This is a genomic window from Martinezella rhizogenes, assembly GCF_007002745.1.
GTDB classification, from domain to species: Bacteria; Pseudomonadota; Alphaproteobacteria; order Rhizobiales; family Rhizobiaceae; genus Agrobacterium; species Agrobacterium cucumeris.
In genome coordinates this window covers 132,270-154,836 of record NZ_SGNY01000004.1, presented here as the reverse complement: position 1 = coordinate 154,836, position 22,567 = coordinate 132,270, and the positions used below count along the sequence as shown (strand labels likewise).

General features: G+C 60.2%; 22 protein-coding genes. 9 read left to right on the top strand and 13 right to left on the bottom strand.

The genetic code is table 11. The features are described 5' to 3' along the window. Positions 1–153: 153 nt before the first annotated feature. The 4 genes from EXN68_RS13915 to argH all read right to left on the bottom strand — a co-directional run bounded on the left by EXN68_RS13915 (position 154) and on the right by argH (position 6,147). Complete coding sequence (locus EXN68_RS13915; protein WP_142841487.1) at positions 154–2,862, bottom strand: TIGR02302 family protein; 2,709 nt, start codon at positions 2,860–2,862, stop codon at positions 154–156. 175 nt (positions 2,863–3,037) lie between these two features. Next, on the bottom strand, positions 3,038–4,306 hold the full coding sequence (lysA, locus tag EXN68_RS13910) for a diaminopimelate decarboxylase (RefSeq protein ID WP_142841486.1): 1,269 nt from the start codon (positions 4,304–4,306) through the stop codon (positions 3,038–3,040). A gap of 13 nt (positions 4,307–4,319) precedes the next feature. Next, a complete protein-coding gene (gene lptM / locus EXN68_RS13905; protein ID WP_003497438.1) occupies positions 4,320–4,523 on the bottom strand; it encodes an LPS translocon maturation chaperone LptM in 204 nt (67 codons plus the stop codon). A gap of 223 nt (positions 4,524–4,746) precedes the next feature. Continuing rightward, positions 4,747–6,147 carry an argininosuccinate lyase gene (argH, locus tag EXN68_RS13900; protein WP_142841485.1) on the bottom strand — a complete coding sequence of 467 codons (1,401 nt, stop codon included), beginning with the start codon at positions 6,145–6,147 and terminating at the stop codon, positions 4,747–4,749. Between the two features lie 24 nt (positions 6,148–6,171). On the opposite strand from argH, the gene tlpA reads away from it, so the two are divergent. Further along, positions 6,172–6,840 (top strand): thiol:disulfide interchange protein TlpA, encoded by a 669-nt coding sequence (tlpA, locus tag EXN68_RS13895; RefSeq protein ID WP_142841484.1) that lies wholly within the window; start codon positions 6,172–6,174, stop codon positions 6,838–6,840. Positions 6,841–6,891: 51 nt separating this feature from the next. On the opposite strand, the gene EXN68_RS13890 is transcribed toward tlpA, so the two are convergent. From EXN68_RS13890 to EXN68_RS13860, 7 genes are all read right to left on the bottom strand, one after another. Then, on the bottom strand, positions 6,892–7,773 hold the full coding sequence (locus tag EXN68_RS13890; RefSeq protein WP_142841483.1) for a 3-hydroxybutyryl-CoA dehydrogenase: 882 nt from the start codon (positions 7,771–7,773) through the stop codon (positions 6,892–6,894). Between the two features lie 112 nt (positions 7,774–7,885). Next, positions 7,886–8,815, bottom strand: coding sequence for an electron transfer flavoprotein subunit alpha/FixB family protein (locus EXN68_RS13885; protein WP_142841482.1), 930 nt, complete (start codon positions 8,813–8,815; stop codon positions 7,886–7,888). Positions 8,816–8,840: 25 nt separating this feature from the next. Then, positions 8,841–9,587 carry an electron transfer flavoprotein subunit beta/FixA family protein gene (locus EXN68_RS13880; RefSeq protein ID WP_035222604.1) on the bottom strand — a complete coding sequence of 249 codons (747 nt, stop codon included), beginning with the start codon at positions 9,585–9,587 and terminating at the stop codon, positions 8,841–8,843. A 183-nt stretch (positions 9,588–9,770) separates the two neighbouring features. Then, positions 9,771–10,544, bottom strand: a complete 774-nt coding sequence (locus EXN68_RS13875) for a rhomboid family intramembrane serine protease (RefSeq protein WP_142841481.1) — start codon at positions 10,542–10,544, stop codon at positions 9,771–9,773. 35 nt (positions 10,545–10,579) lie between these two features. After that, entirely contained in the window at positions 10,580–11,158 is a 579-nt protein-coding gene (locus EXN68_RS13870) for a cob(I)yrinic acid a,c-diamide adenosyltransferase (RefSeq protein WP_142841480.1), read from the bottom strand. Between the two features lies 1 nt (position 11,159). After that, positions 11,160–11,357 carry a twin transmembrane helix small protein gene (locus tag EXN68_RS13865; RefSeq protein ID WP_046799819.1) on the bottom strand — a complete coding sequence of 66 codons (198 nt, stop codon included), beginning with the start codon at positions 11,355–11,357 and terminating at the stop codon, positions 11,160–11,162. A gap of 17 nt (positions 11,358–11,374) precedes the next feature. Beyond that, positions 11,375–12,208 (bottom strand): SDR family oxidoreductase, encoded by an 834-nt coding sequence (locus EXN68_RS13860; protein WP_142841479.1) that lies wholly within the window; start codon positions 12,206–12,208, stop codon positions 11,375–11,377. Positions 12,209–12,388: 180 nt separating this feature from the next. Here EXN68_RS13860 and EXN68_RS13855 point away from each other — a divergent pair, with 180 nt between their 5' ends. Next, entirely contained in the window at positions 12,389–13,306 is a 918-nt protein-coding gene (locus EXN68_RS13855; RefSeq protein WP_142841478.1) for a YihY/virulence factor BrkB family protein, read from the top strand. Here EXN68_RS13855 and gluQRS read toward each other — a convergent pair. Then, positions 13,274–14,173 (bottom strand): tRNA glutamyl-Q(34) synthetase GluQRS, encoded by a 900-nt coding sequence (gluQRS, locus tag EXN68_RS13850; protein WP_142841477.1) that lies wholly within the window; start codon positions 14,171–14,173, stop codon positions 13,274–13,276. The genes EXN68_RS13855 and gluQRS overlap by 33 nt on opposite strands. A gap of 54 nt (positions 14,174–14,227) precedes the next feature. Here gluQRS and EXN68_RS13845 point away from each other — a divergent pair, with 54 nt between their 5' ends. Next, positions 14,228–14,875 carry a DNA-3-methyladenine glycosylase family protein gene (locus tag EXN68_RS13845; RefSeq protein ID WP_142841476.1) on the top strand — a complete coding sequence of 216 codons (648 nt, stop codon included), beginning with the start codon at positions 14,228–14,230 and terminating at the stop codon, positions 14,873–14,875. Between the two features lie 14 nt (positions 14,876–14,889). Here the strand turns inward: EXN68_RS13845 and EXN68_RS13840 are convergent, their stop codons facing one another. Next, a complete protein-coding gene (locus EXN68_RS13840; RefSeq protein ID WP_142841475.1) occupies positions 14,890–16,308 on the bottom strand; it encodes a helix-turn-helix domain-containing protein in 1,419 nt (472 codons plus the stop codon). Between the two features lie 119 nt (positions 16,309–16,427). Here EXN68_RS13840 and EXN68_RS13835 point away from each other — a divergent pair, with 119 nt between their 5' ends. The 6 genes from EXN68_RS13835 to EXN68_RS13810 all read left to right on the top strand — a co-directional run bounded on the left by EXN68_RS13835 (position 16,428) and on the right by EXN68_RS13810 (position 22,497). After that, positions 16,428–17,960 carry an acyl-CoA carboxylase subunit beta gene (locus EXN68_RS13835; RefSeq protein WP_142841474.1) on the top strand — a complete coding sequence of 511 codons (1,533 nt, stop codon included), beginning with the start codon at positions 16,428–16,430 and terminating at the stop codon, positions 17,958–17,960. Positions 17,961–18,062: 102 nt separating this feature from the next. Beyond that, positions 18,063–18,956 (top strand): glutathione-dependent disulfide-bond oxidoreductase, encoded by an 894-nt coding sequence (gene yghU / locus EXN68_RS13830; RefSeq protein ID WP_142841473.1) that lies wholly within the window; start codon positions 18,063–18,065, stop codon positions 18,954–18,956. Positions 18,957–19,078: 122 nt separating this feature from the next. Beyond that, positions 19,079–19,456, top strand: a complete 378-nt coding sequence (locus EXN68_RS13825; protein ID WP_046799812.1) for a hypothetical protein — start codon at positions 19,079–19,081, stop codon at positions 19,454–19,456. Positions 19,457–19,491: 35 nt separating this feature from the next. Beyond that, positions 19,492–20,052, top strand: coding sequence for an RNA 2'-phosphotransferase (locus EXN68_RS13820; RefSeq protein WP_142841472.1), 561 nt, complete (start codon positions 19,492–19,494; stop codon positions 20,050–20,052). Positions 20,053–20,087: 35 nt separating this feature from the next. Beyond that, a complete protein-coding gene (locus tag EXN68_RS13815) occupies positions 20,088–20,489 on the top strand; it encodes a hypothetical protein (protein WP_193559523.1) in 402 nt (133 codons plus the stop codon). A 4-nt stretch (positions 20,490–20,493) separates the two neighbouring features. Continuing rightward, positions 20,494–22,497: an acetyl-CoA carboxylase biotin carboxylase subunit gene (locus tag EXN68_RS13810; RefSeq protein ID WP_142841470.1), complete on the top strand. Its 2,004-nt coding sequence runs from the start codon at positions 20,494–20,496 to the stop codon at positions 22,495–22,497. Positions 22,498–22,567: the final 70 nt, after the last annotated feature.

The window sequence follows — 22,567 nt, the reverse complement described above, 5'->3', positions numbered from 1 at the left end:
CCGGAATCCAGCCAGCCCAAGCCCTTGGGCTGATAGAACTCTTTCCGCCGCGCAGACGCGCGCCAACTGGATGCCGGATCAAGTCCGGCATGACGGAAACTTTAGCTTCTGAAACAGGATGTAACGAGGCGCACCATTACCCGTGCGCAACCCTCACCGAATATCCAGCAACCGCTCCAGATAACGCCGCTCGATCTCACCCGGCGGGTTGTTGCCGAGTTTTTCGCGGATGGCCTCGAGGATTTCGCGGGCGCGCTGCACGTCGATTTCGTCAGGCACCTTCACCTGGTCGCCGAAATCCGGGCCGGTGGTGCTGCGCGGGCGACCGAGCGGGTCACGGCCGTTCTGGCCGCCCTGACCGGCCATGCCTTCCTGCCCTTGACCCGGTTGCTGGCCCTGCTGGCGCATGGCTTGCATGATCTGGCCCATCATGTCCTGTGCACCTTGACGCAGCGCGTTCAGCGCATTGCCCTGTCCTTCGACGGCCTGTTCGCCCTGGCCCTTGCCGAGCGCTTCACCGGCGCCCTGCATTTCCTGCTGCGCCTTGCCGAAGTTTTCGCCCGGTTCCATGCCGAGATCACGAAGGCCCTGCTGCAGCTCGCCGAGCTGCTTGCCGAGCGCATCCTGCTGCGCCCGCAGGTTTTTCAGCGCCTCGCGTAGCTGTTCAGCGGTCATCTGGTCGCTCGGCTGTTGTCCACCCTGCTGACCATTTTGACCCTGTTCGCCTTGCTGGCCTTGCTGACCCTGCTGCGGCGGCTGGCCGTTTTCGCCCATCTGCTGGTCATCTTCGCCTTCGCCGCCCTGCTGGGGGTCGCCGCGCTGCATGCGGTCTCGAAGTGCCTGATCGAGCTTGAAGGTCTCGTCCATCAGCTTCTGCTGCTGTTGGAGAATTTCGCCCAGCTTGTCGATCTGCTGGCGCATCTTGCTGCTCTGCTGCTGCCCCTGCTGGCCCTGACGTTGCGGGCGGCCAGCCTGCAGATTGTTCATCATGCGCTGCAGCTGCGAAAGCATTTCCTGCGCCGCATCGCGATTGCCGGAGCGGGCAAGGTTCTCGATCTGGTTCATCATGTTTTCCAGATCGCGCTGGCGCAATACGTTCTGCGCCTGTTGATTCATGTTGGTCTGCGGCGCGTTCTGCATGCGCTGCGCAAGCTCGCTCATGAACTGCTGCATGGCCTCGCGCAGCTCCTGCATCAGCTTGGCAACTTCCTCATCCGAGGCATTGCGCTGCAGCGCCTCGGAAAGCGCCGTCTGCGCATCGCGCAGGCGCTTTTCCGCCTGCGAAAGATCGCCATCCTCAATGCCGAGCGCGATTTCCCAGAGGTAATCCGCCGTGTTCTTCAGCATTTCGTCATTATAGGCAAGCCGCATGCGGGTCTGCGCCGATTGCAGCAGCAGATAGTGCGTGGTGTTGGGAATGGTCTCTTCCGGCCGCAGGCCCACCGCCTCGTTATAGGCGATTGCCTTCGGCATCTGGCGTGTATCGAGCGAAAAAATCTGCCGCTGTTCGGCAATGGAAGCTGCCAGCGGTTCGGAGAAATTGCGGCCCGGCAGCACCATTTCATGCGCAGGGCTGCGGCCCGTTTGGCCCGCACCGTCGGTTGCCACCAGCGTGATGCGCACGCGTTTGCCGGCCATGGGATGTTCGGTCAGGTTGCGGCTGGTCAGGCCCTTGATCTCGCGATTATTCTGCCGCGGCAGGTCCAGCTTGAATTCTGGCGGTGGGTAAAGCGCCGTCGCGCCTTCCGCTACACCGAGTGGCTCGATGATGGCATGGGCTTCCTTCAGCCCATAATCGTCCTTGGCGGTGAAGCCGATTTCCAGCGCACCGTTGACGGCGCGGCGCGGCATGTTGTCGAAGGCGATGCTGGGCGGCTGGTCAGGAATGACGTTGAACACCCATTGTTCGCCATTGGCACTGATCATGCCGCTTTCAGTGACATCCATGGCAAAAGTGCGCGGCGCAATGGGTTGATCCGTCGAGCGTGCCGGCGTCTGAACCGCAACATCGCCGCTGGCGCTGTCGGCGCGTACAGCTTCGGGTGCAAGCTTCTGCAATGCGCCGGCCATTTCCGGCTCGAAGGTCACTTCCTCACCGCCATCGCCGCCGGTCATGCGGATCGTCAGCCTGGAGGATTGCGGTACTGAAACCGCGTCGCGGCCGCTCGCATCACGTCCGGTCAGGAAAATCGGCGCGCGGCCGGTATAGGCGGGCGGTGTGACCCAGGCATCGAGACGGATATCGGGATTGAGCGGACCAACGGCCGGCCGGCTGCGGAATGCATCTGCAACCGTGCCCGCGCCGTTCGAATAGGAAAAACCGAAGGCGGTGACCAGAAGCAGTGCCGGAACGGCGCGCAGCGCCAGGCGGTCATAACGAGCGATATCGGGTTTCGGCAGGCCGGCATTCAGCGCGGCGATGCGCTCGGCCATGCGGATCTGGTGTTCTTTCCAGAGCGTGCGGGAAAAAGGCGTATCGAAGGCCGGTTCGTCTTCCTGCACGCCAACCGGCTGGTGCGCCATGCCGTTGCGGTCTTCCAGCAGACGGGAGGCGTCATTGTCGGTTGGCCATTTCAGCCGCAGGATTGGCAGGAGTGTGGCGATGAAGCCAAAAACAAGGACGAAAACAATGCCGAGGCGCAGAAAATCCGGCATGTGCCGATAGAGGCCGAACCACGCGAGCGCCAGAAACACGGCGGCGATGGACAGCGGCCACAACGTCTTCGGGGCCATTTTTTCGGAAAACAGCACAATTTTCGCGAAGAAGCGCTTGGCCGCAACCCGGCGTGCAAGGTCCGGCCGCTGCGCGAATGCACCGGTCGGGCGCTTTCTGCCTGTCCTGTCCTCTCCGGCTGTGGTCATCAATCCGTTCTCCCGGTTCTGGCCACGTCGAACGCCATTCCCGGAACGGCGAGCTGTTTATATCACTGGGGCAAGGATAACATTCTTTGTGGCGAAGACGAGGGCGCCTCAGCCCTCACCCCCATTTTTTAGGCAGCTTCGCTCAATTGTGATCAACCAGCCGCATGACAAACGGTCAGTCGAGCCAGTCAGGTACGGAATCGAGCGCGATCAGCTCCTCATAGGTGCCACGCGGACGGATGACGTGGAACTTGTCACCCTTGACAAGCACTTCCGGCACCAGCAGGCGCGAATTATAGGTGCCGGCCTGTACGGCACCATAGGCGCCGGCGGAACTGACGGCGATCAGATCGCCCGGCTGAGGTGTCGCCATCTCGCGATCCAGCGCCAGATAATCGCCGGTCTCACAGACCGGGCCGACAATATCCGCCTTGATGCGTGGCGTGTCCTCGGCCGGCTGCACCACCGGGCGGATGCCGTGATAGGCCTCGTAAAGCGTGGGGCGGATGAGATCGTTCATGGCGCCGTCGACGATGACGAAGGTCTTGTCACCGCCATCCTTCACATAGATGACTTCCGTCACCAGAATGCCGGCATTGCCGACGATCAGGCGTCCGGGCTCGGTGACGATCTTGCAGTTGAGGCTTTTCAACTCGTTTTTGACGATATGCGCATAGGCATCCGGCAGCGGTGGCGGATTGTTATCCTCGCGATAGGGAATGCCAAGGCCACCGCCAATATCGACGTGGCTGATAGCATGGCCATCCCCGCGCAGCACTTCCACGAGTTCGCGCAGCAAGCGGAAGGCATCCTCGAAGGGCTGTAATTCGGTGATCTGGCTGCCGATATGCATGTCGATGCCGGTGACTTCGATGCCGGGCAAAGTGGCGGCATGGGCATAGACCGCCCGTGCCCGCTCATAGGAAATGCCGAACTTGTTTTCCTTCTTGCCGGTGGAAATCTTGGCGTGGGTGCGCGCATCCACATCCGGGTTGATGCGGAAGGAGACATGCGCCCGCTTGCCCACTTTCACCGCGCGCAGGTTGAGGACTTCCAGTTCCGGCTCGGATTCGATGTTGAAACAGTAGATGCCCGCTTCCAGCGCGTAATCCATTTCCGCCACCGTCTTGCCGACGCCGGAGAACATGATGCGGCTTGCCGGCACGCCGGCTGCGAGCGCGCGGCGCAATTCGCCGCCGGAAACGACGTCGATACCGGCGCCGAGCTTTGCCAGCGTTTTCAGCACCGCCTGGTTGGAATTGGCCTTCATGGCATAACAGACCATGGCGTCCACATCAGCAAACGCGCCTGAGAACACCTTGTAGTGGCGCTCCAGCGTCGCGGTCGAATAGACATAGAACGGCGTACCGACCGCCTTGGCGATCTCGGGCACGGGCACGTTTTCGGCGTGCAGTACGCCGTCGATATAGCCAAAATGGTTCACGGCTTTTTACCCGTCAGAGAAGCTTGTCGAGGATGAACGGGCGTTCCGCCGTTGCCGGCTTCGTCTCCGTTCCGTCGGCATTGCGCTTGTTGCGCATTTCGACCGGCGTGCTCGGCGGATCGATGTCGCCCTTACGCCCGCAGGCGCTGAGAACAAGGCTGACAGCGAGTGTCATGCCGATGGGAACGATGAGTTTACGCGCGGTTTTTGAAAGCATGAGCCTGTCCAAAGGAAATATGTGCCTCTCTGATAACGAAAAACAGGGCGCTTGTGCACCCTCAGACTGGGGCAAAGCGCGAAAATCTCTCCTCCGTCATGCCGGACTTGATCCGGCATCCAGCCACGGCGCGTCTGCGACGTGAAAAGACTCTTCTGCGATCAAAGACTTGATCGCGCTGGACCCCGGATCAAGTCCGGGGTGACGACGTCAAATCGGCTTATCAGTTGCGTCCGCGCCACCAGGCAATCTGCTTCTTCACTTCGGAAGGCGCCGTGCCGCCGAAGCTGGTGCGGCTGGCGACCGATGCTTCCACCGAAAGAACGTCGAAAACACCCTTGGTGATATCAGGGTGGATGGCCTGCAACTCTTCCAGCGACAGATCGGCAAGATCGCAGCCCTTCTTTTCCGCCAGCGCCACGGCATTGCCGGTCACATGGTGGGCATCGCGGAAGGGCAGGCCCGCCTCGCGCACCAGCCAGTCGGCAAGATCGGTGGCGGTGGAGTAACCCGAACCGGCGGCGGCGCGCATGCGGTCCTTGCGCACTTCTAGGTCGCGGATCATGCCGGTCATGGCGGCAATCGCCAGTTCCAGGCTCTCGGCGGCATCGAAGACCTGTTCCTTGTCTTCCTGCATGTCCTTGGAATAGGCAAGCGGCAGGCCCTTCATAACCGTCAGAAGCGCTACCAGCGAACCGTTGATGCGGCCGGTCTTGGCGCGCACCAGTTCGGCGGCGTCGGGGTTCTTCTTCTGCGGCATGATCGACGAGCCGGTCGAGAAGGCATCCGACAGCCGGATGAAGCCGAATTGCGGCGTCGACCAGATAACGATTTCTTCGGCGAGACGCGACAGATGCGTGGCGCAGATGGAAGCGATCGACAGGAATTCCAGCGCGAAATCGCGGTCGGAGACGGTGTCGATGGAGTTGCGGGTCGGCTCGCGGAAACCGAGCGCCTTCGCCGTCATATGACGGTCGATGGGGTAACCGGTGCCGGCAAGCGCTGCGGCGCCGATCGGGCTTTCGTCCAGATGTTCGATGGCGTGGCGCACGCGGGCGCGGTCACGGCCAAACATTTCCACATAAGCCATGCAATGATGGCCGAAGGTCACCGGCTGCGCCGTCTGCAAATGGGTGAAGCCCGGCATGACCGTATCGGCGTTTTCTTCGGCGCGATCGAGGAAGGCGGCGATGAGCGCGGTCAACATGTCTTCCGTCTTCTGCAGTTCTTCCTTCACCCACAGGCGAAAATCGAGCGCCACCTGGTCGTTGCGCGAACGGGCGGTGTGCAAGCGGCCGGCTGCCGTGCCGATGAGGGTCGCAAGGCGGGCCTCGATGTTCATGTGAATATCTTCGAGCTTGCGCGAAAATTCGAAGGTGCCGGCTTCGATTTCTGACAGGATCGTGTTCAGACCCTCGATAATCTTGTCTTTATCATCAGGCGAAATAATGCCTTTAGATGCCAGCATGGTGGCATGCGCCATAGAGCCGCGGATGTCCTGGGCATAAAGCTTCTTGTCGAAGCCGATGGAGGCATTTATTTCTTCCATGATGGCTGATGGACCGGAGGCAAAACGCCCGCCCCACATCTGGTTGGAGGATTTCTGATCTGTGCCGTCAGCCATGTTCGCAGTGCCCTGGAGTATTCGATGACAGAAAAAAGGCCGTTCAGGCTTCCTTCCGCCAAATTGGTTGCAATTGCTGCCGTTGCCGGTGTCGTGTTTGGCGCGGGCGCGGTTTGGTTCAGGCATATTGGGTCTGAGAGCCCGGTTCAAGGGGCAGCGGTCGCTGACGCCGGTTTATGTGAGGGTGCAGCAAACCGCATCGCCTCGCTGAAACCCTTTCTGAAGGGCCAAGTGGCCGCCATGTCGGCCGCGGATAGACCGCGTGTCGTCCCGCTGTCCTTCAAGGGGCCGGAAGCGCAGGATATGACGCTCACCGATCTCAAGGGCAAGGCGGTCCTTCTCAACCTCTGGGCCACATGGTGTGTACCATGCCGGGAGGAAATGCCGGCGCTGAATGCGCTGGAGAAAGAAAAGGGCGGCAATGATTTCGAGGTGGTCACCGTCAATATCGACATCGGCGCGGACGAAAAGCCGAAAGCCTTCATGGACGAATACAAGATCGATGCGCTGAAGCTTTACCGCGACAGTTCCATGGGCGTTTTCAACACGCTGAAAAAGGAAGGCCTCGCCTTCGGCCTGCCAGCCACCATGCTGCTCGACGAAAACGGCTGTCTGCTCGCGGCGATGAATGGTCCGGCGGCGTGGGATAGCGAAGATGCCAAGGCGCTGGTATCGGCGGTGAAGGCCAGATAATTTTTCCGGTCGTGCGGGAGGGTGCTTCCTCCCGCAGCTGACCCTTACGCCTCAGCGCGTCGGAACCGGTGTCTCGCCGCGATAGTCGTAAAAACCACGGCCGGATTTGCGGCCGAGCCAGCCGGCCTCGACATATTTCACCAGCAGCGGGCAGGGGCGGTATTTGCTGTCGGCCAGACCGTCATGCAGCACCTGCATGATCGACAAACAGGTGTCGAGACCGATGAAGTCGGCAAGTTGCAGCGGTCCCATCGGGTGGTTGGCGCCAAGCCGCATGGCGGTGTCGATGGCTTCCACCGAACCGACGCCTTCGTAAAGCGTATAGATCGCCTCGTTGATCATCGGCAGCAGGATGCGGTTGACGATGAAGGCCGGGAAATCCTCGGCGACGGTGATCGCCTTTTCCAGCGTGCGCACATAATCCTTGGCCGCGTCGAAGGTCTTTTCGTTGGTGGCGATGCCGCGCACCAGTTCCACGAGCTTCATGACGGGCACCGGGTTCATGAAGTGAATGCCCATGAACTGTTCGGGCCGGTCGGTCGCAGATGCAAGACGGGTGATGGAAAGCGACGAGGTATTCGTGGCGAGCAGCGCTTCCGGCTTCAGGACCGGGCAGACCTGCGCATAAATCTTGCGCTTGATCTCCTCGTTCTCGGTCGCGGCCTCAATGACGATATCCATCGGTGCGAGATCGTTGATATCCGTCGATCCGCTGATCAGGGCCAGCGCCTGTTTGCGGGCGTCGTCGGAAAGCTTGCCGTTGGTGACCTGGCGGGCAAGGTTGCCATTGATCGTGGCAAGGCCGGCTTCGATGCCATCCTTGGACAGATCGTAAATATGAACCTTGTAGCCTGCCAAGGCGGAAACATGCGCGATGCCGCACCCCATCTGACCGGCTCCGATGACACCGATATTCTTAAAGGGGGCGGTCATATGCTGTTCTCCTGTGGCTGGTCTGCGTTATTGTCGGCGATGTTACGCATATCGCCGGAAAAGAGAAGGCGGCGCGTTCAAAAAACGCGCCGCCTTGCTTGGGTGGTTAAAATCAAAGCGCCTTTTGCAATTCTGGAAGCGCCTCGAACAGATCGGCGACGAGGCCGTAATCGGCAACCTGGAAAATCGGTGCCTCTTCGTCCTTGTTGATGGCCACGATGACTTTCGAGTCCTTCATGCCGGCCAGATGCTGGATGGCGCCCGAAATGCCGGCGGCGATGTAAAGCTGCGGCGCAACCACCTTGCCGGTCTGGCCGACCTGCCAGTCGTTGGGTGCATAACCGGCATCCACTGCGGCGCGGCTTGCGCCGACGGCGGCCCCCAGCTTGTCGGCAACGGGAAGAATGACTTCCTTGAACTTTTCCGAGGAGCCAAGTGCGCGGCCACCCGAGATGATGATCTTCGCAGATGTCAGTTCCGGACGGTCGGACGAGGCCAGTGCATCGGAAACGAAGCTGGAGAGGCCGGGATTTTCGGCAGCACCGATGGTTTCAACCGCTGCCGAACCGCCTTCCGCTGCTGCCGCAAAAGCGGTCGGGCGCACGGTGATGACTTTCTTGGCGTCGGTTGCCTGCACGGTCTGGATGGCGTTGCCGGCATAGATCGGACGCTTGAAGGTATCCGGGCTGACGACCTCGATGATTTCCGAAACCTGCGCGACGTCGAGAAGCGCTGCCACACGCGGCAACACGTTCTTGGCAGATGCGGTGGCTGGTGCGAGGATCACATCATAGGACGGTGCGAGCGAGATGATCAGCGCTGCCAGCGGCTCTGCCAGCGAGTTGGCATAGGAGGCGTCGTCGGCAAGGAGCACCTTGGAAACGCCGGATAGTTTTGCTGCCGCATCGGCAGCGCCCTTCGCGCCGGAGCCGGCGACCAGCACGTGGACATCGCCGCCGATCTGGGTTGCTGCCGTCAGCGTCTTTGCCGTCAGGTCGGAAAGGGTTGCGTTGTCGTGTTCTGCCAGAAGAAGAATGGCCATGAGAATATCTCCCTTTTCCTAAACCTTAGAGGACGCCGTCGGCTTTGAGCTTTTCGACCAGCTCGGCAACCGAACCGACCTTGATGCCGGCCTTGCGGCCTGCCGGCTCTTCAGTCTTCAGCACCTTGAGGCGCGGCGAAACATCGACGCCGAAATCGGCCGGAGCCTTTTTATCGAGCGGCTTCTTCTTGGCCTTCATGATGTTCGGCAGCGAGGCATAACGCGGCTCGTTCAGGCGAAGATCGGTGGTGACAACGGCGGGAAGCTTCAGCTCAACGGTCTGCAGGCCGCCATCGACTTCGCGGGTGACCGCAACCTTGCCGTCGGAAGGCTCGACCTTCGAGGCGAAGGTGCCCTGGCCCCAGCCGAGAAGCGCTGCCAGCATCTGGCCGGTCTGGTTCGAATCGTCATCGATCGCCTGCTTGCCGACGATGACGAGGCCGGGCTGTTCAGCCTCTGCCACGCCCTTCAGAAGCTTGGCAACGGCAAGCGGCTCTACCGTTTCGTCGGTCTCGATCAGGATGGCGCGGTCAGCACCCATGGCAAGCGCCGTGCGCAGCGTTTCTTCCGCTTTGGCCGGGCCGATGGACACAACCACAACCTCTTCGGCCTTGCCGGCTTCCTTCAGACGAAGCGCCTCTTCCACCGAGATTTCGTCGAACGGGTTCATCGACATCTTCACATTGGCAAGCTCAACGCCAGAACCATCCGATTTCACGCGGATCTTCACGTTGTAATCGACGACTCGTTTAACGGGGACAAGGATTTTCATCGGCGGCTTTCCTCAAACTCCTGTCCGCTTGGTGAATAGACCGCGCGGACCTCCAAAAACAGGTTGGCGACATGGATAAGCATTTTTCCCGCAAATACAACGGAGCAATGTTCATTATCACATGCACGTAAGGCATATCTTACGTTGACGTTAACGTAAATACTTTATCTCTTCCGAACGGGCTTATCCGCCCCCGTCATAGCCCCGTTCGATTTGCGACAACCCTGCCGTTTGCGACGGATTCTTGAACTGCGCCGCCCTCGGCGGAACAATGGTGCGGTCGAACAGCGGAACGCCCGGCCTGCGCATGAAAAGCACCATGACGGCACCTGCCACTATGCCGCCCACATGTGCGCCCCAGGAGACGTTTTCTTCCAGCCCGAGCGCCAGCATCAGGAACTGCTGGCCAATCCAAAGCGCCAGCGGAATGAAGGCGGGCAGGGGCAGCGGAATACGCATGAAGACCAGCACCCAGACGCGCACTTTGGGGTGCAGCAGGAAATAGGCCGCGACGACGCCGGAAACCGCGCCGGATGCACCGATCAGCGGTCCCTCCGACATGGGGCCGACAAAACCGTGTAGCAGCGCACCGGCGATGGCGCAGGCGAGATAGAAGATCAGGAACCGGAAATGGCCAAGCGCGTCCTCGACATTGTCGCCGAAGACCCAGAGAAACAGCATGTTGCCGGCCAGATGCCAGAAATCGAGGTGCAGGAACGCATAGGTGACGACAGTCAGGTCATCAGGCACCACCTGCAGGGCCGGCTCCAGATAGGCATAATCGAACACGACTGCCGGAATGAAGCCGAGGCCAAGTGCGGCGGCATTGGCCTCCGTGTCACTGGCAAGCACGCCGGTAAACAGCCAGACCAGCACATTGACGACGATCAGGCCGATCGTGACATATTGCAGCCGGATGTGTTTCAGGGAATTCGCGTCGTGCAGCGGTATGAACATCGAATGCCCTTTGGTTGCGCGATTGTCTCAGGTTTTCAGCGGTTCTTGCCGGGAACCCATAAAATGTCGGCCTTGCCCGTATCATTGGCGAAACGCGCTGCGACGAACAGGAAGTCGGACAGGCGGTTGGCGTATTTGATGGCCGCCGGGCTGACGATCTCGTTCTCCGTGACTGAAAGGGCCACCATCAGCCTTTCCGCACGGCGGCAGATCGTGCGCGCCATATGCAGATTGGCCGCTGCGGCACTGCCACCCGGCAGCACGAAAGATGTCAGCGGTTCGAGCGTCGCGTTGAGTTCATCGATTTCGTTTTCGAGCCGGGTAACCTGGCTTTCGACGATGCGCAGTGGTTCGTAGGACAGCGGCTCGCCGCTGTCAGGCGTGGCGAGGTCGGCGCCGAGATCGAAGAGGTCGTTCTGGATGCGAAACAGCATGGCATCAAGCTTTTCCAGCCCGCTCGTGTGCAGCCGCACCATGCCTATGGCCGAATTGGTCTCGTCCACCGTGCCATAGGCCTCGACGCGCAGATCGTGCTTCAGGCGGCGCGGGCCGGAAACCAGCGCCGTCGTGCCCTTGTCGCCAGTGCGCGTGTAGATCTTGTTCAGTTTCACCATGTCAGCGGCCGCCGCCGGTGAGCCAGAGTGTCAGCATGATCAGTACGATGGCGATGGCCTGTAACAGCAGACGAAGCTGCATCAGCTTGTTGGAACGGTTGGCGTCCTGTCCCTTCAGCATGTTGAAAAGGCCACGTATCAGCACGATGACGACAAGGCCCATGACGATAAGGGCCAGAACACTGGTGAAGCCGGACATTTAGGGGTTACTCCTCCTCAATCGAATCTGCGCAGCAGACGATAGAACAGTCCGGCAGGCAAGAGCCGTTTCAGCAACAGACCCTGTTTGGCTGGAACGGTGACGGGATAATGCGGTTTTGGTTTCGCGGCGGTCAGGGCGTGTTTCAGCACGGCATAAACGGCCTCGGGGCCAAGCTTGTGGCGGTTGACGGGGCCTGAACCATCCATGCGCGCCAGCTGACGTTTATATTCCACCGCATGGGCAGAATTTTCCAGATCGATCTTGTCCCTGACATGGGCAAGCGCCGTCGTGGTGAATTTCGAGGTGATCGGACCGGGTTCGATCAGGCTCACATGGATGCCACTGCCCTGGAGTTCCATGCGCAGGGTGACGCCCAGTCCCTCGATCGCGAATTTCGAGGCGGTGTAGGCGCCACGATACCGATAGGGTACGAGGCCGAGAATGGAGGAGCAATGCACGATACGGCCTGAACCACGCTTGCGCATGAAGGGAATGACCCGTCGTGTGAGATCGTGCCAGCCGAAGACATTGGTTTCGAACTGCGCCCGCAGCGCCTCCACCGGCAGATCTTCCACCGCACCAGGCTGGCCATAGGCGCCGTTGTTGAACAGCGCATCGATGCGGCCGCCGGTCCGGGCTGCGACGGTATCCACCAGCGCGGCAATGGTCTCGGGTTTGGTGTAGTCCATGATCAGGGTTTCGATGCCCTGGTTTTCAAGCGCGGCCATGTCGACGATGCGGCGCACGGTGGCAAAGACCCTCCAGCCGTCCCGCTGGAGTGCGCCGGCGCAATAAGCGCCGATGCCCGAGGAACATCCGGTGATGATGATGACGGGTTTTTCAGACATCTGCCGCTCCGGAAAGCCAAATGGTGTTCTGGCCCGATGGTCCGGCCCGTGAAAATTGAATTGCGCAAAATTCGTGCCCCGGCGGGAACCGAAAGACGGGTTTGCGCGCTGTACAAAGCAAAGCTGATTTCCCATATTCGGCTCGAAGTTACAAATGAAATGCCGATGAATGGAGGTGACATGGTTGCCGCAGTGCGCCTGGCAGGCAAGGTTGCCTTCGATGCCTATTCCCATTTCGCCGAGGATGACGGCTGGGCGATGGCGAGCCATATGGCGCTGTCCATTCTTCTGGCGCTTTTCCCGTTCCTGATCTTCGGCACGGCTCTGGCCGGTTTTCTGGGCGCCGACCAGTTTTCCGAAACGGCGGTGCATCTGATTTTCGATACCTGGCCGGAAGCGATTGCCGGGCCGCTTGCGGCGCAGGTGCAGCAGGTGCTCACCATTCCGCGCGGCGGACTGCTGACGATCTCGGTGCTGGCCGCCGCCTATTTTGCCTCCAATGGCGTCGAGGCGCTGAGAATTTCGCTGAACCGCGCCTATCGCGTCACCGAAACACGCTGGTGGTACATTACCCGTCTGCTCAGCCTGCTTTATGTGCTGATCGCGGTGGTTGTCTTTACCGGCATCAGCATCGTGCTGGTCGCCGTGCCGGTCGCCACCTCCTTTGCCGAAGAGCGGTTTCCATGGCTGACGGATGTGCTGAACACCATTTCCAACCTCGGTCTTTATGGCACGATCGTCGTGCTGACAGCGGGGCTGGTGGCCGCGCATCTGTGGCTTCCTGCCGGCAAGCGGCGCATCTGGGACGTCTGGCCCGGCATTTTGTTGACGATGATCTTCTGGGTCATCGGTGCAGCAATCTTTGCCTATTACCTCTCCACCTTCGCCAATTATGCCGCGACCTATGCGGGTCTCGCCTCTGTCATGGTGGTACTGGTGTTTCTTTATATGGTCGGCGTCATCTTCATGCTGGGTGCCGAGGTCAATGCCGCACTCATGAAATACAAGGTGCGGCAGATCATCCGTCGCAATATCGGCGGCAACGGCGCTCGCCGCGAGCGGGCGCTAGAGGAGGCCGACAAGCCGGCGGATATCTGAGGGCGTCGCCCCTTCGGCGCGAAGGGCGGAAAGCCCGGTGCTGCCTTCGCTTTTCGAAAGCTTGCGCCCGTCCGCGCCCGAAATAAGCCGGTGATGGTGATAGGCGGGTTGCGGCAGGTCCAGCAGATGCTGCAGCAGCCGATGAATAGCAGTTGCGTGGAACAGATCCATGCCGCGCACCACATGGGTTATGCCCTGCAGTGCATCATCCACCACAACGGAAAGATGATAGCTCGAAGGCGCGTCGGAACGCGACAGCACCACATCACCCCAGAGTGCCGGCTGGGCCTCGATTTTCCCCGTCTCGCCATCGCCGCTCTCCTGCCAGAACAGGGGGCTGCTGGTGGCGCGGATCGCCTTTTCCATATCAAGCCGCCAGGCATGTTGCTGACCGGCGGCGAGGAGTTTTGTCCGTTCCGCCTCGGGCCTTTCGCGGTCCACCGATGGATAGAGTGGCGCGCCATCCGGATCGCGCGGCCAGAGCCCGCCATCGGCCTCGAAGGCTTTGACGATCGCCTTGGTTTCTCCACGGCTCAGAAAGGCAGGATAGGCAAGGCCCGCGTCGATCAGCCTGTCCAGCGCCACGCGATACGCATCGAAATGATCCGATTGACGCCGGACAGGGTTTTCCCAGGCTAGCTCCAGCCAGCCGAGATCGTCATAGATCGCCTGCTCCAATTCCGGTGTGCAGCGCGTCTGGTCGATATCTTCGATACGCAGCAGAAAGCGGCCGCCATTGTCCCGCGCCATATCATGGTTCAGGAAGGCGGAAAGCGCATGGCCGAGATGCAACAGGCCGTTAGGGCTTGGCGCAAATCGGTAAACCGGTTTTTGACGGAGAGGCGAAGGCATGGTTTCTTCTGCCATGTTTTAAAGCACCCCGCCAGCCGGCTGCGTGTGGGACGGATACGGAATGCGAAGATGAAAATCATTACCAGAATGGATGATATCAACGAAGGGCTGGAGCATCTCGCCCGCCTCGATCCCGCGCTCAGCCTCGTCATCGAAAAAGCCGGCCCGCTGGAACTGCGCATTCATGAGCCCGGCTTTGCCGGCCTTGCCCACATCATCGTCTCGCAGATGGTGTCGCGCGCCAGCGCCAATGCCATCTGGGCGCGAATCCTTGCCGGCACCGATGGCGTGGTTACGGCGGAAAATTATCTCGCCGCACCGGAGGAGTTACGCGCCACCTTTGGCCTTTCCCGTGCCAAGGCAACGACGCTGGAAGGGCTGGCGCGTGCCGTCACGGAAGGGCAGGTCGATCTGGACGGCGTAGTGCGCAAGGAGCCGGGAACTGCCCTTTCCGAGCTGGTCGCGCTTCGTGGTATCGGCCCATGGACGGCGGAGGTCTATCTGATGTTCTGCGGCGGACATCCGGATATTTTTCCGGTCGGCGATGTGGCGCTGAGATCGGCAGTGGCGCATGCGCTTGATCTGGAAGTGAGGCCGGAGGCGAAATGGCTGGCGGAGCGGGCGACACTCTGGTCGCCGTGGCGCTCGGTGGCCGCCCGGCTTTTCTGGGGTTATTATGCCAATATCATGCGTCGCGCCATGGTGCCGCTGCCATAAGCGGGCTCCAAAGGCTAAAAATCTGCGATGCTGTAGGGCAATGCTCCACGCGAAAGGTGGTCGAATTGCAGTTTGCGTTTCAGCGGCGGTACGGCGCGCTGCACGCAATCCACCCTTTCGCAGACCCGACAGGAAATGCCGATCGGTTTGAAGGAGGCTGAATTGCCGAGATCGAGCGTATCGGCATAAACGAAATTCTGCGCATGGGAAATTTCGCAGCCAAGCGCGATGGCGTAACGCGGCCTCTCGGTATTGAAACCGGCACCGGCCTTCTCGATCTGGGTGGCGATGGAAAGATAGCGCACGCCGTCAGGCGTTTCCGCCAGCTGCCGCACGATCCTGTCGGAACTTTCGAAAGCCTGATGGATGTTCCACAGCGGACAGGCCGCGCCGAAACGGGCAAATTGCAGTCGTGTAGCGCTGTGGCGTTTGGTGATGTTGCCGGCGCGGTCGATCTTGGCAAAGAAGATCGGCACGCCCTTCAAGCCCGGCCGTTGCAGCGTGCTGAGCCTATGCGCCACCTGTTCTAGGCTCGCGCCGAAACGCACGGCCAGAAGCTCGAGATCATGCCGCAGCTCCTGCGCCGCGCGGTGAAAGCGGCCATAGGGCAGGATGAGGGCTGCGGCGAAATAATTGTGCAGCCCGATACGACAGATTTCCGCGGCTTCGGCATTGCGGAAACCGGCGCTGGCCAGCAGCCTGTCTACGGAAGCGCCGGCGTGAAGCTGGGCGATCTGCAATGCCAGCTGAAAGCTGCGGGTCGGCGCTGCCATGTAGGAGCTGAGGGCGAGCGTTTTGCCGGCAGGGTCGAAATGCCGTATCAGGCCGCCCGCCGCCTCGGTTCTTGTGATGTGGATGCCGTAGCGGCCGCGCAGATGCGCCGCCAGAATGCCGTAGGTCTCGCCGCCTTCTATCTCCAGTTCCTGCGCCAGCTCCTCGGCCAGAAGGTCGATTTCGGCGACGTAATTGTCGACGAAGTGGAAGAAGTCACGCACCTCTTCATAGGGGGTTCTTTCCACCTGCGCGGTGCCGCGGCCCAGCCGGTCGTCCAGCTGCACCAGCTGTTCGCTGTTCTGCCGGTAAGCCTGATGGGCGCGCAGCAGTGCATGGGCAAAACCGGGAGCGTTCTGGGCAATCAGCTTCAATTCCTGAAGCCCCGGTTCGTAATTCATGAACAGCGGATCTTTCAGCGCCTCGCGCACGGCGGAAACCAGCCGGTCGTTTTCGCCGGTCGCCAGTTCCGCCATGTCGAGCTGAAATTTCTCCACCAGCGTCACCAGAACGCTGGCCGAAACCGGACGCTGGTTGTTCTCGATCTGGTTCAGGTAACTTGCGGAGATGCCCAGCCGTTCGGCAAATTGCGCCTGCGTGGCGCGGGCATTTTCGCGAAGGCCGCGAACCTTGCGGCCGATGAAGAGTTTTTCCGTCGCCATGTTGCAACTTTGCAAAATTTAATATTGCAAATATTTATGGCACGCATACGCGCACGATCAAGGCTTCTGGACGACTATTTTCTGGGCTATGGATCGTAATGACAACGCATGGAGGAAACATGCCCGGCATTCTGGAGCAGTTGGAAACGCGGCGGGAAGAGGCAAGGCTCGGCGGTGGCGTCAAGCGCATCGAGGCGCAGCATGCCAAGGGCAAGCTGACCGCGCGCGAGCGTATCGACGTGCTTTTGGATGAAGGTTCCTTCGAAGAATACGACATGTATGTCACCCACCGGGCGGTGGATTTCGGCATGGCGGGGCAGAAGATCGCCGGCGATGGCGTCGTTACCGGCTGGGGCACCATCAATGGCCGGCAGGTCTATGTGTTTTCCCAGGATTTCACCGTGCTTGGCGGTTCGCTCTCGGAAACCCACGCCCAGAAAATCTGCAAGATCATGGATATGGCGGTCAGGAACGGCGCGCCGGTGATTGGGCTCAACGACAGCGGCGGCGCGCGCATTCAGGAGGGTGTCGCCTCGCTTGGCGGTTATGCCGACGTCTTCAAGCGCAATGTCGTCGCCTCCGGCGTCGTTCCGCAAATCTCCGTCATCATGGGGCCATGTGCCGGTGGTGCCGTTTATTCGCCCGCCATGACAGATTTCATCTTCATGGTGCGCGACACCTCCTACATGTTCGTCACCGGGCCGGATGTGGTGAAGACGGTAACGAACGAAATCGTCACGGCCGAAGAACTTGGCGGGGCCTCCACCCATACGAAAAAATCCTCTGTCGCCGATGGCGCTTACGAAAACGACATCGAAACGCTGGAACATGTGCGGCTGCTGTTCGATTTCCTGCCGCTCAACAATCGCGAAAAGCCGCCGGTGCGTCCGTTCCATGACGATCCGGCGCGGCTAGAGGCACGGCTGGATACGCTGATCCCCGATAGTTCCAACAAGCCCTATGACATGAAGGAACTGATCCACGCGCTGGCCGACGAGGGCGATTTCTTTGAGTTGCAGGAGGCCTTTGCTCGCAACATCATCACCGGCTTCATTCGTCTCGAAGGCCAGACGGTGGGGGTTGTGGCCAACCAGCCGATGGTGCTGGCCGGCTGCCTCGACATCGACAGTTCGCGCAAGGCCGCCCGTTTCGTACGCTTCTGCGATGCCTTCAACATTCCGCTGCTGACGCTGGTGGATGTGCCGGGCTTCCTGCCGGGTACGGCGCAGGAATATGGCGGTGTCATCAAGCACGGCGCGAAACTTCTCTTCGCCTATTCGGAGGCCACGGTGCCGATGGTGACGCTGATTACGCGCAAGGCCTATGGCGGCGCTTATGACGTGATGGCCTCAAAGCACATTGGCGCAGATGTGAACTACGCCTGGCCGACGGCGGAAATCGCGGTCATGGGCGCCAAGGGTGCGGCGGAAATCCTCTATCGCTCCGAGCTTGCCGATCCCGAGAAGATTGCCGCGCGCACGAAGGAATATGAGGAGCGTTTCGCCAATCCGTTCGTGGCGGCGGAACGTGGTTTCATCGACGAGGTGATCATGCCGCATTCCTCGCGCCGCCGCATCGCCCGTGCATTTGCCTCGCTGCGCAACAAGAGTGTCGAAACCCGCTGGAAGAAACACGATACCATTCCGCTCTGATCCGCTACGGGGCTGGAAAAATGCTTCGGCCACCTTACTATAATGATGTTCAGGCGCCCGGACCTTCGGATGCCCTCCCGAAACGCACAAGGACAGAGTTTTATGGCCGAAAATTCCTCTGCAGATAATTTCCCCGCCGGATATGAAGTGCCCAAGGTCTGGACCTGGGACAAGGGCAATGGCGGCCAGTTCGCCAATATCAATCGCCCGATTGCCGGTCCCACCCATGAAAAGGAACTGCCGGTCGGCAAACATCCGCTGCAGCTTTATTCGCTGGCGACGCCGAATGGCCAGAAGGTTTCCATCATGCTGGAAGAATTGCTGGCCGCTGGCCACAAGGGCGCCGAATATGATGCGTGGCTGATCAAGATCGGCGAAGGCGACCAGTTCGGTTCCGGTTTTGTCGGCGTCAATCCGAATTCCAAGATCCCGGCGCTGATGGATCATTCCACATCAGAGCCGACGCGGGTTTTCGAAAGCGGTTCGATCCTCGTTTATCTCGCGGAAAAATTCGGCGCTTTCCTGCCCAAAGAGGGCAATGCCCGCACGCAGGCGCTGAACTGGCTGTTCTGGCAGATGGGCTCCGCCCCCTTCCTCGGCGGCGGTTTCGGGCATTTCTACGCTTATGCGCCGGTGAAGATCAAATACGCCATCGATCGCTACGCCATGGAAGTGAAACGCCAGCTGGACGTGCTGGACCGGCATCTCGCCGAAAATCGTTATCTGGCCGGTGACGAATACACGATTGCCGACATGGCCGTCTGGCCGTGGTATGGCAAGATCGCGATCGGTCAGGCCTATGGTGATGCCGGTGCTTTCCTTGAAGGCGATAGCTACAAGAACCTCATGCGCTGGACGCTTGAAATCGGCGAACGCCCGGCGGTAAAACGCGGCGTGATCGTGAACAAGACCTCGGGCGATCCGTCCGAACAACTGCATGAACGCCACGATGCCTCCGACTTCGAGACGAAGACGCAGGACAAGATCGGCAAGTAACGAGAGACTGGAGCGCTTCTGGTTTATTGGACCGTGGAAGCGCTCCCATTATTTGAATTTGCGCATTGTCAGGACATAAAGCAAAACCGCTTTTACTGAAAATGCTTCTGGAAGGAAAAGACATGGCGAACCTGCCCGAAATGACCAAACACAAGGGGTTTCCCTCCGGCATGCCAAGCACGGGCGTCCAGTTCACCATCCGCCGCGCCAACCCCAAAGGGGTGACGCCCATCAAGATGATACCCCGCAGGGCGCGCGACGACTCCAAGGAACACCGTATCGACGCCGCCTTCCTGCACTCGCTCTGGCACCATTTCGGTCCGGAACCGTTCGAGCGGGGTAATCTCGACGCTGCCCGTCTCAACCTGCTGTTCGGCCGCGAAGTTCTTCCGGCGGAAAAAAATTTCGATCCGCTGTCCTACCAGGCGATGCTTGTCATCGACGAGCGCGTCGCCCGCCAGAACTTCCCGGAATCCTTCGAGAATTTTTTCGAAATTTGAATGTGCTGTCATCCACCAGCGGGGAATGAAATTCGATGTCGGCAGCAACCAGCAAGTTCCTGAGTTATGTTCTGCGCCATGCGCCTGAAAGTATTGGCCTCACTCTGGATCATCAGGGTTGGGCGGATGTCGCAGACCTGCTGGCAAAAGCCAATGCGAGCGGCACGCCGCTCGATGAGGCAGGCTTGCTTGCGGTTGTCGCCGAAAGCGACAAGAAGCGCTTCACGCTGTCAGAAGATGGTCACCGCATCCGGGCGGCGCAGGGACATTCCGTGAAGGTCGATCTTGGCCAGCCGCCGGCCGAGCCGCCACCGCAATTGTTTCACGGTACGGCGACGCGTTTTCTCGATTCCATCCTGCAGCAAGGCCTGCGCCCGGGGGAAAGACAACAGGTTCATCTTTCCGCTGACCGGACGACGGCGCTTGCCGTCGGACAACGGCATGGAAAGCCTGTGGTCCTGATTGTCGATGCCACCAAGAGGTTTGCGGATGGTTACCGTTTCTACCTGGCCGATAACGGCGTTTGGCTGACGGATGCCGTGCCCTTTTCCTATCTGACCGTGTCTGCGGATTCCTCAGCGGAAAGCGACAGGTGACGGGGTGAAGTTTGATAATGGAGGAGGGAGGCGAAATGGGTGTCGGTATATTTCAGATCGATATGGATTGGCTGCATCGCTGGCTGCGGCAGCGGCGTCACCCTGGCTCCGGTAAGACATCCGGCAATCGTAACCTGAAACCCAGGCTGACACCGGAGGCCGCGCAGCAAGATCATCGGCAGATGCTGCGCTTCATGGCGCTCAATGCGGCGGTTGGTGTTTTGATCGGTATCTGCGTCGGTGCGGCACTGTTCCTTCTCGATATTGGCGGTTTGGGCGCGCGGATCGGCCGGGCCGCAAATCCTGTCGTGCCGGTGCTGCTGGTCGTCGTGCCCATCGCGTCCCTGTTCGGCGCGGCGGCCGCTGCCTCGGCGATTTTGCTGATGCCCTATGAAAAGAAATTCCGCGACGATGATGACGATGCGAGGGGAGAATAACCGCATGATCAAGAAAATCCTCATCGCCAATCGTGGCGAAATCGCCTGCCGGGTGATCAAGACGGCTAAGAAAATGGGCATCGCCACCGTCGCGGTCTATTCTGATGCAGATGCCAATGCGCTGCATGTAAAGATGGCTGATGAGGCCATTCATATCGGCCCGGCCCCTTCGTCGCAGTCCTATATCGTCATCGACAAAATCCTTGAGGCAATCGCCAAGACCGGGGCGGATGCGGTGCATCCGGGTTACGGGTTCCTGTCGGAAAATGCCGCCTTTGCCGAGGCGCTGGAGAAGGCGGGCGTCATTTTTATCGGCCCGCCCGTTGGCGCCATCAAGGCGATGGGTGACAAGATCACCTCGAAAAAACTCGCGGCGGAAGCGGGTGTTTCCACCGTTCCCGGCCATATGGGGCTGATCGGCGATGCCGAAGAGGCGGTCAAGATCGCGTCACAGATCGGTTATCCCGTGATGATCAAGGCCTCTGCTGGCGGTGGTGGCAAGGGCATGCGCATCGCCTTTAACGACGCCGAGGCGCGTGAGGGCTTCCAGTCCTCGAAAAACGAGGCGAAATCCTCTTTTGGTGACGACCGCATCTTCATCGAGAAATTCGTCACCCAGCCACGCCATATCGAGATACAGGTGCTGGGCGACCGGCACGGCAATATTCTTTATCTGGGTGAGCGCGAATGCTCGATCCAGCGCCGCAACCAGAAAGTCATCGAGGAAGCACCGTCGCCGTTTCTGGATGAGGTGACACGAAAAGCCATGGGCGAAGAGGCCGTGGCGCTGGCAAGGGCCGTCGGCTACCATTCTGCCGGAACGGTGGAATTCATCGTTGATGGCAACCGCAATTTCTATTTTCTGGAAATGAACACCCGCCTGCAGGTGGAGCATCCGGTGACGGAACTCGTCACCGGCATTGATCTGGTCGAGCAGATGATCCGTGTCGCGTCCGGGGAAAAGCTGTCCTTCGGGCAGGCGGATGTGAAGCTGAACGGCTGGGCGATTGAAAGCCGGCTTTATGCCGAAGACCCCTATCGCAACTTCCTGCCCTCCATCGGCCGGCTGACGCGCTATCGCCCGCCTCAGGAAGGCGAGCAGGAAAACGGCACCGTCATCCGCAACGATACCGGCGTTTTCGAAGGCGGCGAGATATCGATGTACTACGATCCGATGATCGCCAAGCTGTGCAGCTGGGGTAAGGACCGCGAAACGGCAATCGACGCCATGGGAGAGGCGTTGGACCGTTTCGAGGTGGAGGGTATCGGCCACAACCTTCCGTTCCTGTCGGCGGTCATGCAGCATGAGCGTTTTCGCGCCGGGCGCCTGACGACGGGCTTTATCGCAGAAGAATTTCCGGAAGGCTTTTCCGGCGTCGAGCCTGATGAGGCTTCGGCGCGTCAGCTTTCTGCCATTGCGGCCATTATTCAGCAGCGGTTGCAGAACCGCGCGGTGGAAATTTCCGGCACCATCGGCAATCATCGCCGCATTGTCGGCCAGGATTGGGTCGTGTCGTTTGGCGCTTCCCGTCACCGGGTCGGCGTTGAAACCGGCGCAGATGGCACGGCGATCCGTTTTGAGGACGGCACAGCGTTGACGGTCGATACCGGCTGGCTTCCCGGCCAGAGGCTCGGGCTGTTCACGGTAGCGGGCGAGGTAGTCGCTGCCAAGATCGATCTTGCCGGGGCCGCGATCCGCCTTCGCTGGCGGGGCATGGATGTTGTCGCCCGCGTGCGCAGCCCACGCGTGGCGGAACTGGCGTTGCTGATGCCGGAAAAACTGCCGCCGGATACCTCGAAACTGCTGCTCTGCCCCATGCCGGGCGTCATCACCGGCATCACGGTGAGCGAGGGTGACGAGGTGGAGGCTGGTCAGGCGCTGGCGACGGTGGAGGCCATGAAGATGGAAAACATCCTGCGTGCCGAAAAACGCGGCCGCGTCGCAAAAGTTTCGGCAAAGCCGGGCGACAGCCTTGCTGTGGATGAGGTGATCCTCGAATTCGAGTGACGGCCGCTGCCGTTTTTCCGGAACGCATGTGGGCCGGAGCGGTTTACGGGTTCGGACCTGCGGGCGGATC

Excerpts from the sequence above, each read along its gene's own strand:
- EXN68_RS13915 (WP_142841487.1), bottom strand. The coding sequence starts at position 2,862 with ATGACCACAGCCGGAGAGGACAGGACAGGCAGAAAGCGCCCGACCGGT.
- lptM (WP_003497438.1), bottom strand. The coding sequence starts at position 4,523 with ATGCTTTCAAAAACCGCGCGTAAACTCATCGTTCCCATCGGCATGACA.
- argH (WP_142841485.1), bottom strand. The coding sequence starts at position 6,147 with ATGGCTGACGGCACAGATCAGAAATCCTCCAACCAGATGTGGGGCGGG.
- tlpA (WP_142841484.1), top strand. The coding sequence starts at position 6,172 with ATGACAGAAAAAAGGCCGTTCAGGCTTCCTTCCGCCAAATTGGTTGCA.
- EXN68_RS13890 (WP_142841483.1), bottom strand. The coding sequence starts at position 7,773 with ATGACCGCCCCCTTTAAGAATATCGGTGTCATCGGAGCCGGTCAGATG.
- EXN68_RS13885 (WP_142841482.1), bottom strand. The coding sequence starts at position 8,815 with ATGGCCATTCTTCTTCTGGCAGAACACGACAACGCAACCCTTTCCGAC.
- EXN68_RS13880 (WP_035222604.1), bottom strand. The coding sequence starts at position 9,587 with ATGAAAATCCTTGTCCCCGTTAAACGAGTCGTCGATTACAACGTGAAG.
- EXN68_RS13875 (WP_142841481.1), bottom strand. The coding sequence starts at position 10,544 with ATGTTCATACCGCTGCACGACGCGAATTCCCTGAAACACATCCGGCTG.
- EXN68_RS13870 (WP_142841480.1), bottom strand. The coding sequence starts at position 11,158 with ATGGTGAAACTGAACAAGATCTACACGCGCACTGGCGACAAGGGCACG.
- EXN68_RS13865 (WP_046799819.1), bottom strand. The coding sequence starts at position 11,357 with ATGTCCGGCTTCACCAGTGTTCTGGCCCTTATCGTCATGGGCCTTGTC.
- EXN68_RS13860 (WP_142841479.1), bottom strand. The coding sequence starts at position 12,208 with ATGTCTGAAAAACCCGTCATCATCATCACCGGATGTTCCTCGGGCATC.
- EXN68_RS13855 (WP_142841478.1), top strand. The coding sequence starts at position 12,389 with ATGGTTGCCGCAGTGCGCCTGGCAGGCAAGGTTGCCTTCGATGCCTAT.
- gluQRS (WP_142841477.1), bottom strand. The coding sequence starts at position 14,173 with ATGGCAGAAGAAACCATGCCTTCGCCTCTCCGTCAAAAACCGGTTTAC.
- EXN68_RS13845 (WP_142841476.1), top strand. The coding sequence starts at position 14,228 with ATGAAAATCATTACCAGAATGGATGATATCAACGAAGGGCTGGAGCAT.
- EXN68_RS13840 (WP_142841475.1), bottom strand. The coding sequence starts at position 16,308 with ATGGCGACGGAAAAACTCTTCATCGGCCGCAAGGTTCGCGGCCTTCGC.
- EXN68_RS13835 (WP_142841474.1), top strand. The coding sequence starts at position 16,428 with ATGCCCGGCATTCTGGAGCAGTTGGAAACGCGGCGGGAAGAGGCAAGG.
- yghU (WP_142841473.1), top strand. The coding sequence starts at position 18,063 with ATGGCCGAAAATTCCTCTGCAGATAATTTCCCCGCCGGATATGAAGTG.
- EXN68_RS13825 (WP_046799812.1), top strand. The coding sequence starts at position 19,079 with ATGGCGAACCTGCCCGAAATGACCAAACACAAGGGGTTTCCCTCCGGC.
- EXN68_RS13820 (WP_142841472.1), top strand. The coding sequence starts at position 19,492 with ATGTCGGCAGCAACCAGCAAGTTCCTGAGTTATGTTCTGCGCCATGCG.
- EXN68_RS13815 (WP_193559523.1), top strand. The coding sequence starts at position 20,088 with ATGGGTGTCGGTATATTTCAGATCGATATGGATTGGCTGCATCGCTGG.
- EXN68_RS13810 (WP_142841470.1), top strand. The coding sequence starts at position 20,494 with ATGATCAAGAAAATCCTCATCGCCAATCGTGGCGAAATCGCCTGCCGG.